The following is a 9,868-nucleotide window of genomic DNA, read 5'->3' on the forward strand; positions in this document are numbered from 1 at the left end:
TTACACAACCTGCTCAAACTTATCAGGTTGGTAAAGCAGTCGTAGAGTCGGTACTCGGGCAATATGATGCGCCCAAAAAATTGGCATTATTAGCATTTGGTACCATGGTGGCAACGGCTCAGAAAGCGGCAGAAGTTATTACCAGTCATCCTGCATTAGCATCAAGCTGTCAGCTGCATGTGGTCAATATGCGCTGGGTTAAGCCTTTGGATACCAAACTTCTTGAAACCTTAGTCGAGCAAGGTATCACTCATATAGCGACTCTAGAAGAGCATATGATCATGGGCGGCGCAGGTAGTGCGGTCAATGAATACTTATTAAATGAGTCGGCTGCCTTTAAAATCCATCGTCCAGCTATCTGCAATATAGGTATCCCTGATCGCTTTGTTGCGCACGGCTCTCAAGTAGAACAGCTGGCAGATTGTGGCTTGGATGTAGAAGGCGTGGTTAGGCAGCTCCAAAAATTATTATCTTAATTGATATGGCTTAAGGTTTGAAAGACAATTAATGATCTGTCTGCTAAATTATAAAAATAATAAATGACCCTAGTCCGTAAAAAATTGATAAAATAGTGTCGTAAAAAATAAAGCGTATATTTTTGTGCTGTAACACCGCCTGCTTGCCGTAGGTGTGAATTATTTGACAACTTGGGCGGTGCGACTGATAGCAACCATATATTGTGGTTTGCTATGTGGCTTTATTTTTCATTGATTTTATAATTTATAAGTAGTATTGGCGCTATAAGTACTACTTTCTTTATTAATAAGTATCTATCGATTGGTGCTTATCAATTAATATTTATCCAGTAATATCCATTCATCAAACAAGCAGGTTATTCTATGGAACCCATGGTCGTCATCGCAGCGCGTGCTGCTGAAAAAGTCGGTAAAGAGATTTTGTACGCGCATCAAAATCGTCATAAAATTGAGCTAGATATCGAGTCAAAAGGACTAGATGGTCTCGTTACTCGTATCGATCGTTTTAGCGAAGAGCTGATGATTGAGACACTAAAAGCCAGCTATCCAACACACTCATATTTGGGTGAAGAATTTGGTATGCAGGAAGGTCGCGGTGAAGATGCTGATTGGTGCTGGATCATTGACCCATTAGATGGCACGAAAAACTTCATCCATGGTGTACCGCAATTTTGTGTGTCTATCGCTGTACAGCATAAAGGCGTGACTCAGCATGGTGTTATCTATGATCCCGTCCGTGATGAAATGTTCTCTGCTAGCCGTGGTAAAGGCGCACGTTTAAACCAACGCCGTATCAGTGTAAGTGAGCGTAAAACCATTGATGGTGGCTTATTTACGACTGGTCATCCTCTTGAGCGTAAGCGTAATGGTGAAATTATCTCGTATGCTAAAGAGCATTACGAAAGCCTACAGAAAATCACTGAGGCGGGCGGTCAAATTCGCCGTTTAGGCTCAGCAGCGCTTGATTTATGTTATGTGGCAGCTGGTCGTTTTGATGGCTACTTTGAGATGTCAATCAAGCCTTGGGATATCGCAGCAGGCGAGCTTATTGTCACCGAAGCACGTGGCGTGGTCGTTGACCATACAGGCGCACATAACTCGATGACTTCAGGCTCTATCTTTGCTTGTAATATAAAACTGCTAAAACCTTTGATGCAAGTGGTTGTGCCAGCATGGGGCGACGCGCTTTAATCGTACCCTTTAGATAGTTAAGTATCCAAAACAAAAAAGCTGGTTCCGTTACGGAGCCAGCTTTTTTGTTTTTTTAGCACTTTTGTCTTCAACTGTTATGCCTTTAAACTGCAGCTCTTTACTGACGCTCTCAAGCAGCTGCAACTCTTCTTCTATAAGCATCAGCATATCTTGCACATGCGGCAATGCTTTGCTACAGGCAGTGATGCCAAATTCAATCTTATCTAAATAACTGGCTAAAGTGATATTCATTGCTTGACCGTTGAACACGACAGAAGCGGGATACAAAGATTGCAGGCGTGCCCCATTCCAGTACAGTGGCTTATCAGAACCAGGAACATTAGAAATAATCAGGTTAAATGCCTGCTTTTTAGGAAACAGTCCAGTCAATAGATTAATACCTTCCCACGCGTATGAGACAAGACTGTAGTTGATTACTTGCGCTTGGTTCATACGGCGAAAGCGTCGCTTGCCGTTATTCATACTACAATGGATCAGCTCTATCCTGCGTAATGGATCGTCTAAATGCGTGCCCAAATTCGCCAGTACAAATGACAGCTGATTGCCTGATAGACTAGTATCATTACGCAGCGACATTGGCACAAAGGCAATCAATGGTTTGCTCGGCAGCGCATCCATCGAGATCAAATAACGACGGATAGCTCCAGCACAAACGGCTAGTACCACATCGTTTCTACTGATTTTGAGTCTTTCGGCTATATTATTAAAACGCTGTATATCATAAGATTGCGCCGCGATTCGCCGTGATGCTGATATACGCTTGTTTAAAATACTCATTGGCGCATCAAAAATACCGACATATCCATCATCACCATAATTTTTCAGATTGTCTAGCAACTCTGTAAATACAGGCTTTATGGTGGATATTTGTTCTTTCATGATATGCTTGACAGATTTTTCGGCAGGCATATCATTGATTTGATTACGATGGCGCGCCAGCAGTGACCATACTGGTAGCGTAACTGGTTCAGTAGGCGATTGTGATAAAGATTTTTGTACCAGACGCATGGCAGCGATGCCATCAACCAAAGAGTGGTGAATCTTAAAATACCAAGCAAAACGTTCAGGACCACCTTCAACCTCTGGTTGAATACCTTCAATCACGTGATACTCCCATAAAGGCATGGCACGATCTAACAGTCGTCCATGCTCTCTTGAGACATACATCAAAAGCTCACGAATACGCCCAGGTTTTGGGAGAGCAATATGATGAAAGTGGTGCTCAACATCAAAGTCTTTGTCTTGTTTCCAAAATAGCATATGCTCTAGAACTTGATTAAATGGAAAGCTTGGCGGTACATCGGACTCTTGCATTTGTTTCACTAGCTGATAGACAAAGTCGCTATCAGCACCTTCTGGCACTTCAAATAAAAACAATCCGCCAACATGCATTGGCTGTTTACGCGACTCAAGAAGTAAGAACAACTGGTCGACTGCTGTGAGAAGTCGCATAATAAATCCTTTTATGACGATAATGAATGAAAAATTATAGCTAACAGTCGTTAACCAAATAATATTTCTGTCTTATTATTTTACAACTGGTTTTTTATTCGGGTTAATCAGTGCAAGCGTTTACTGAAAAAAGTATCCTGTCTGCGGTGAGCTGGCAGTGGCCATTTTGCGCATCGGCATACGACCTGCCAAAAACGCTGCGCGTCCTGCCCAAACAGCATGCTTCATGGCTTGTGCCATCATCACTGGGTTTTGGGCATTGGCAATCGCTGAATTCATCAGCACGCCATCACAGCCAAGCTCCATCGCAATCGCTGCATCAGAAGCAGTACCGACACCGGCATCGACCAATACTGGCACCTTGGCATTTTCGATAATGAGACTGAGTGTATGGCGATTGAGCAGACCTAGACCCGATCCAATCAAGCTACCAAGTGGCATAATCGCCACGCAGCCCATGCTCTCAAGCTCTTGAGCGACGATAGGGTCGTCTGAGGTATAGACCATGACCTCAAAACCGTCATCAATCAGCACCTTTGCTGCTTTGATAGTTTCCATTACATTGGGGTACAAGGTTTTCTCATCTCCTAACACTTCAAGCTTAACCAGATTATGCCCACCTAATAGCTCACGAGCAAGCTTACAAGTACGAATTGCAGTTTCTGCATCAAAACAGCCGGCTGTATTGGGCAAAATAGTGTATTTGTCCGGTGAAATGACATCGAGCAAATTTGGCTCGTCACGATTTTGACCAATATTGGTACGACGAATAGCGACCGTCACTATTTGTGCTGCTGACGCACCGATTGCAGCGCCAGTTTCAGCCATATCCTTATATTTACCCGTACCGACTAATAATCGAGAAGAAAAAGTACGACTGCCGACCGTAAAGGTATCTTGCAAAATTGGCATAGGACTGGCGATAGAAGTTGCAGCTTGTGGCATAAGAATATCCTAATAGCAGGCGAGTAAAAGTGACAAAAAAAGGCTCGTATCAATCATATAGGTCAACAAAAAATTCTATTTGCAGCCTATGATAGTAGCGCTTACTGGGCAAAAGTCAAAATCTAATGAAAGCTTTGCTACTTGCTTAAAGCAAAATGTTATTATAACAAACTCATACAAGCTTACTGGCAAAATTTAGTGCATTTAACGATTTAAGTTGTCTAAATTTTCTAGCTTTTATGCTACTGTTTATTTGCTAAGTGGTTTCTAATGGGGTTGTTTATTAGGTTGTCTTTATGATGACACTGCCGTACAGTTTTGCAAAACGCCATCAGATTTTGGTCATACTTGCTATCGATCCTGAATTGCCGCCGACATTGGTGCTGACTAAAGCTACGCCGTTATCAGCGATTAATGAAGCAGTACGGTTTTTGCATCAGTAAGGTGTCCGCGGCATGCCAATTTATGATAGCACCAGCTCGGATGATTTTGAAAAGCGCATGAACGCCGCTTACGCTGGCAATACTGGTGAGTCACAGCATATCGCTGCTGGGCTTGAAGATCATCCTGACCGTGAGAGTCTGGTAGATAGTGTGCCTGAAGATGATGCGCTGCGCCGTATGATTCATAGTAATACTGCCGAGTATGAGCTAGAAGAGTACGCACGCTAAAAGACACCATCGATTCGTGCTGATGGTTTGTGTAAGGTCATAGCAAGACGCACAACGTTAGAAGAGGTGCTACGAGTGACCAAAGAAAGCGCCCTAACAGATGACGCTTTGATTGTTTAAAATAGGGTTTGCAAAGAAGTCTTTATTTAGCAGCCATACACTCTACTTCGACGCTTGCACCTGTTGCTAGCTCAGCCACACCAAAGGCTGAACGGACAGGATAGGGTTTAGCTAACTCAGCTTTATAGACCTTATTAAAGTCATTAAAGTCGTCCATATCGGTGAGCATCACCATGCATTTAACGATATCAGACTTTTGATAACCATATTTTAATAGTGTGCTATTGATATTATCTAGTGCCTGTTTGGCTTCAGCTTTGACACCGCCTTTGACCAGCTTACCATCTTTAAAGCCAATCTGACCTGACATATATAAAGTATCGCCGATACGTACTGCTTCTGAAAAAGGATAGTTGCCGCCGTCACCTAAGAATACAGGGCTCGATTTGGTGATAGTTGCTGTATGAGTCGAAGGCTTTGCTGGTGCTGCAGTGGCACTAACGGCAAATCCTAACACACAACCACCGACGAGGAATGCCGTAGATAAATTGGTAGGCACTATTTTAGAAATTAATTTAGAAATCGTGTTGGACATCATTGTCTCCTTATTATTAGTCTATCAATAACCACGATAATAGATACGCTACCAAAATACTTCAAGCTAGATAGCGCACTGTTTTTGCGTAAGTCTAATCCATTATTTATCTACAGCAGACTTATCATTATTATCAGCTGATTGAGTGTCTTGCTCAGTGACTTCTGCTTCGGTATTGGCATCAGGCGCAGCCGATTTTTCGTTGGCTTTGCCTTGACGGCGCGCTTCTAATTCGGCTTTAGGTATCCACGCCCACGTCATCTCGACCACGATAGGGTCGCGCTCGCTATCTGACTCACGGTCATGAATCACACAGGGAATGACCATCTCGCCTTTTGGAGTATTTAAAATATCTAAACGCTGCTCATCAGATAAGCTTGCGATGGCAGCCATCTGTCCTTTTTTAATCGGACGATAAAAATTCACCGAATAGGACTTAATCAAGAGCACTCGATCAGAAGGCAAATTTAAGCCCAAAATAAAGCCCGTTGCTGTTTCAGCCAATAAAGTAATGGCAACTGCATGGATAGAGCCGATATGGTTTTGCACCGCTTTGCCGTTGTTTAAGCTGACCACCACTTGGTTTGGCTCAACGGTTTCATAATAGACGCCTGTGGTACCCACATAGGGTACGACTTTACCAAAGGCTTTTGATAAAATGCTTGAGCGCGCGCCAGCAGGCAAGTACTTGGTAACTGATAATAATTTGCTAAATTGATTGTTGATTGGTTTCAGCGTACTGTCTGGTTTGTCGGCGGCAGGCTTTATGTTGTCAGCTACTTTGGCTGGCAGTTTATTGGTCAGTTTGCTAGGGAGTTTTTTTAATAATCCTGACATACAACATTCCTCAATTGAGTGGGATTTACAATGCTCTTGGTACTAGAATTAAAATGCTTAGACGATGAATACGTCGCTAAATTCTCTTTATCCTAGCAGCTATTTTAGTTATGGTACATTAACTGCTGAGTCGCTACTATGATTACCATGAACTGCTGCGCTTACAAAATAACAGTGACATAACCATACCTTAATACTTTGAATGTTAGTCATTCAAATGCTGATACCATGTGGATGCAGCGTCTATAATGATACAATATGCGTGCCTTTTTTATACCTTTTTTGTTGGATAATGCTATGCCTGATATGTCTGATGATAAGCCGACCAATATTATTTATACGGGCGTCGCGGGTACCGGTAAAACCTACCGATTGCTCCAAATTGCTAAAGAATATACGGATTATCTACCTAGAGCCAATGATGAGGATTTGCTCAAACAGTTATTGCAAGAGCTGAGCTGGCGTGACGTTGTCTGTTTAATATTTTTAGATTTTCAATCGCAAAAACAAGACTTGGTAAAAGTACCTGAAGTCGTCAATCATCAGTTTTTTATCTCTAAAGCGGCGCAAAACGTACGTGAGAAAAACTTAAGTAATACGGCATGGTCTGTGCTGCAAATGCACAGTCCAACCAACTCACAAACTGTTGCTTATAAGAATAGAGCCAGCCAAGCTTACTTTGATAAAGATCATAGCGGTGCATGGTATTTATTGCCTGACAGCATGATGCTATTAAGCGAATTGTCAGAGCAATTGTCAGAATTTCAACAGGCGCAGCGTGATAATAATGCTAGCCAACATTCGCCCTTTTATCAGCAGCGCTTTAGTATGGTCAGCTTCCATCAAGCATATGGCTATGAAGAGTTTGTCGAAGGCATTCGTCCTGTGATGGCAGCCTCTAATCAGTCGAATAATAGCCTGTCACAAATGAGTTACGCCATTACTGATGGTGCCTTTTTGAAACTCTGTCAGCGCGCGGCTAATGACCCTCAACAGCGTTATGCGATGCTGATAGACGAGATCAATCGTGCCAACGTCTCACGGGTTTTTGGCGAACTGCTCAGTCTTATTGAACCTGATAAACGTGCGGACACTCCCAATGCGATGACAGTTAATTTGGCGTACTCTGGGCGAGCATTTAGCGTGCCTGCTAACGTTGATATTTATGCCACGATGAATACCCAAGATCATTCTTTAGCGCCACTAGATATGGCGCTACGTCGACGTTTTCGCTTTATTGATTGTTCGCCGCAGCCTGAGCTATTACCGATTATTAACCTTAATAATGGATCAAAAGTGGGCGGCGAAGCTGAGTCCATCAATTTAGCAAAATTATTAACGGGTTTAAATAATCGTATTAGCCAAACGCTAGGCATTGAGGCGCAATTGGGTCATGCATTTTTATTTTCTGTGCATAACCTCGAGCAGTTACAAACGGTACTTACTGAACAAATTATTCCACAGTTAGCGCAAGCTGCAGGCGGGCAAGTCGCTGTCTTGCAATATATATTTCAAGATGAACAGCAGCCGATACCGGCGCAATTTATTCAGGATAGCCATGTGTTAATAGACAACCAGATGAATCACCAATTAAGCAATCAGGCACACAATCAAACAGCTAGCCAAAATCTAATGTTGTCAGGGCAGCAGTCCTATTTTACTCAGTCTATGAATGCCGGTAGCTATACAATCAATACCGACCTTATTGCCAAAACTGGTGAGTTCTCCCATACTGCCGTCTATCAGCGCCTATATCCATGAGGATGTTAATCGGTGCTAAATAAGTATAAGCAGACTCAAGGCCCTGCAATCAATATCATGACGGTATTTGAACATCAGCGCTTAACGTCGCATAATTTTTTGCATGACTCTGATTTCCAGTGGCTGATAATCCAAGAGCTGTCGGTATTTAGTATTAAGCGCAAGCGAGGGCAGTGGCAGCTAAAAGTAGGGCATTATATCGGCGTGATTGTATTGCCTAGCGGCATGACTCTTGAGATACTGCCAAAACTTATCTCCCATATTGCTAGCAACTCTACTCAGCAGTTAAATAAACCGTTAGCGGATACAAATATTTTGCAAACCCGTCACTGGGTACAAAATATGCTGTCAGACTTAATAAGTAGTAACGATTATAAATCGCCTCACAGCAAAAATTTTGGTCAATATAGTGATAAATTGGCAGCGCTACCACTAGTAACCTTACCCTTATCAGACTGGCTGATTGAGCAATTTTTGCAGCGATTAGCGCATTATCAACCGACCAAGCAGTATCAGGCACAAATCCATAATCAAACAGCGCTACAGGGTCGTTTAATCATAAAAGAGCAATTACGCCATAACAGTCTGCAGCCGCATAAATTTGTGTGTGAGCGCAGCGTGCTGAGCCAAGACATGTTAGGCAATCGCATGATTAAGAGCGCATTAAAGTTGCTGTCGTCTTTGTTATCCCAGTCAAATTTTCTTCACTATTTACAGCCGTGGCAGCATGTGTCTGAGCTGCACAAATATGAAAGGCAGCAGTTGCAACCCATATATCAACAGGCAAAGCGTGAGCTTGCCCTTCAGCCGCTATATGCACCGCAATTACAAGCTGCCTTGCAGCTGGTAGATTTCGCTTATTGGTTACTGAACCAGTCAAATACGGAAACCGGTCATAGCATTGATTCACCAAAACCAGTTAATAGTACATTTACGCCGCCGCGTTTATGTTTATTGATTGATATGAATCAAGCGTTCGAGCAATGGGCAAGTCAGCGTATCGCGCTATTTTTTCAGCAACGAAGCGACGACTATAAACCGCTGTTCCAAGCGCAGCGTGTTTGGCTAAACGATGCAGCAGGGCAGGCGTGTTTATCTATTCGTCCTGATTTATTGATTTATCGGCAGGTGCATTCGAGTACTGAAAATACGGCTATATATGATGATGCTTTACCAATAAAGAATTTAGGAGCAAATCCATCACCAGAAAAACAACCAGGTCACTATAGTCATGTGATTGATATTAAATGGAAGCATTTAGCGCATGCCAGCTCTATTGCTGCCAGCGATGCTTATCAATTGAGCAGCTATGCGCAGGCTTATCAAGCAGAGCAGGTTTGGCTTGTATATCCGGTACAAGACAGTCAGAGGCAAGCAGTTGCGCTGCAGCAACACAGCCAGCTTAACTCGCATAACCAGCAGCACAATACTACTGCATCCTATGCACAGTTATGGCTGATACCCTTTAATGTGCTGACCGGCAGTATAAACAGTGACTTGCTTCCAAAACAAGATGTAGTATAATGAGCACTTAGGTCATTAAGCGCTGTGTTAAGAGGCTTATTGTCGAAGCTCATCTCTTATGAGATAGCTATTTTTAAATAATTTAGCAGTTTTTGTTAATTAATTGAAAATAGGTGTTGACACCATCGGCGTTTCCCCTTAATATGTGCACCTCGATAGCAAGGAACATTAACCAGTTAGCGGCATCGCCAACAACCAGTTAATCAACAAAACTATCGTGATAATAGAAATTTCGGAGTGTGGCGCAGTTTGGTAGCGCATCTGGTTTGGGACCAGAGGGTCGTAGGTTCGAATCCTATCACTCCGACCATCTATTTTAAGAGCCTTACAGGCTT

9 protein-coding genes, 1 tRNA gene and 1 pseudogene are annotated in these 9,868 nt (G+C 42.8%); 7 read left to right on the forward strand and 4 right to left on the reverse strand.

Annotated features, from left to right (window positions below; genetic code table 11):
- Window positions 1-476, forward strand: a 476-nt coding sequence (locus tag VLN09_RS06170) for a transketolase C-terminal domain-containing protein (RefSeq protein WP_325244699.1), incomplete at its 5' end; no start/stop codon positions are given.
- 363 nt (window positions 477-839) lie between these two features.
- Window positions 840-1,667, forward strand: coding sequence for an inositol monophosphatase family protein (locus VLN09_RS06175; RefSeq protein WP_325244701.1), 828 nt, complete (start codon window positions 840-842; stop codon window positions 1,665-1,667).
- Window positions 1,668-1,715: 48 nt separating this feature from the next.
- Here VLN09_RS06175 and VLN09_RS06180 read toward each other — a convergent pair whose 3' ends face one another.
- Window positions 1,716-3,140, reverse strand: coding sequence for a wax ester/triacylglycerol synthase family O-acyltransferase (locus tag VLN09_RS06180; RefSeq protein ID WP_325244703.1), 1,425 nt, complete (start codon window positions 3,138-3,140; stop codon window positions 1,716-1,718).
- 120 nt (window positions 3,141-3,260) lie between these two features.
- Window positions 3,261-4,085, reverse strand: coding sequence for a thiazole synthase (locus VLN09_RS06185; RefSeq protein ID WP_325244705.1), 825 nt, complete (start codon window positions 4,083-4,085; stop codon window positions 3,261-3,263).
- Between the two features lie 296 nt (window positions 4,086-4,381).
- Between VLN09_RS06185 and VLN09_RS06190 the strand changes: the two genes are divergently transcribed.
- Entirely contained in the window at window positions 4,382-4,528 is a 147-nt protein-coding gene (locus VLN09_RS06190) for a hypothetical protein (protein WP_325244707.1), read from the forward strand.
- Window positions 4,529-4,687: 159 nt separating this feature from the next.
- Window positions 4,688-4,876, forward strand: a pseudogene (locus VLN09_RS12280) (type II secretion system protein GspE); the annotation flags it as partial.
- A gap of 22 nt (window positions 4,877-4,898) precedes the next feature.
- On the opposite strand, the gene VLN09_RS06200 reads toward VLN09_RS12280, so the two are convergent.
- Both VLN09_RS06200 and VLN09_RS06205 read right to left on the reverse strand, forming a co-directional pair.
- Window positions 4,899-5,411: a RidA family protein gene (locus VLN09_RS06200; RefSeq protein WP_325244711.1), complete on the reverse strand. Its 513-nt coding sequence runs from the start codon at window positions 5,409-5,411 to the stop codon at window positions 4,899-4,901.
- 102 nt (window positions 5,412-5,513) lie between these two features.
- Window positions 5,514-6,248 carry a DUF4442 domain-containing protein gene (locus VLN09_RS06205; RefSeq protein ID WP_325244713.1) on the reverse strand — a complete coding sequence of 245 codons (735 nt, stop codon included), beginning with the start codon at window positions 6,246-6,248 and terminating at the stop codon, window positions 5,514-5,516.
- 258 nt (window positions 6,249-6,506) lie between these two features.
- Here VLN09_RS06205 and VLN09_RS06210 point away from each other — a divergent pair, with 258 nt between their 5' ends.
- From VLN09_RS06210 to VLN09_RS06220, 3 genes are all read left to right on the forward strand, one after another.
- Window positions 6,507-8,009, forward strand: a complete 1,503-nt coding sequence (locus VLN09_RS06210; protein WP_414709094.1) for an McrB family protein — start codon at window positions 6,507-6,509, stop codon at window positions 8,007-8,009.
- 12 nt (window positions 8,010-8,021) lie between these two features.
- Window positions 8,022-9,533 (forward strand): McrC family protein, encoded by a 1,512-nt coding sequence (locus tag VLN09_RS06215; protein WP_325244717.1) that lies wholly within the window; start codon window positions 8,022-8,024, stop codon window positions 9,531-9,533.
- Window positions 9,534-9,766: 233 nt separating this feature from the next.
- A tRNA-Pro gene (locus tag VLN09_RS06220) sits at window positions 9,767-9,843 on the forward strand.
- Window positions 9,844-9,868: the final 25 nt, after the last annotated feature.

The organism is Psychrobacter sp. (assembly GCF_035469765.1).
In the GTDB taxonomy this organism is placed as follows: domain Bacteria; phylum Pseudomonadota; class Gammaproteobacteria; order Pseudomonadales; family Moraxellaceae; genus Psychrobacter.

Coding starts and splice junctions, on each gene's coding strand:
- VLN09_RS06185 (WP_325244705.1), bottom strand. CDS start 4,085: ATGCCACAAGCTGCAACTTCTATCGCCAGTCCTATGCCAATTTTGCAA.
- VLN09_RS06190 (WP_325244707.1), top strand. CDS start 4,382: ATGATGACACTGCCGTACAGTTTTGCAAAACGCCATCAGATTTTGGTC.
- VLN09_RS06205 (WP_325244713.1), bottom strand. CDS start 6,248: ATGTCAGGATTATTAAAAAAACTCCCTAGCAAACTGACCAATAAACTG.
- VLN09_RS06180 (WP_325244703.1), bottom strand. CDS start 3,140: ATGCGACTTCTCACAGCAGTCGACCAGTTGTTCTTACTTCTTGAGTCG.
- VLN09_RS06210 (WP_414709094.1), top strand. CDS start 6,507: ATGCGTGCCTTTTTTATACCTTTTTTGTTGGATAATGCTATGCCTGAT.
- VLN09_RS06175 (WP_325244701.1), top strand. CDS start 840: ATGGAACCCATGGTCGTCATCGCAGCGCGTGCTGCTGAAAAAGTCGGT.
- VLN09_RS06200 (WP_325244711.1), bottom strand. CDS start 5,411: ATGTCCAACACGATTTCTAAATTAATTTCTAAAATAGTGCCTACCAAT.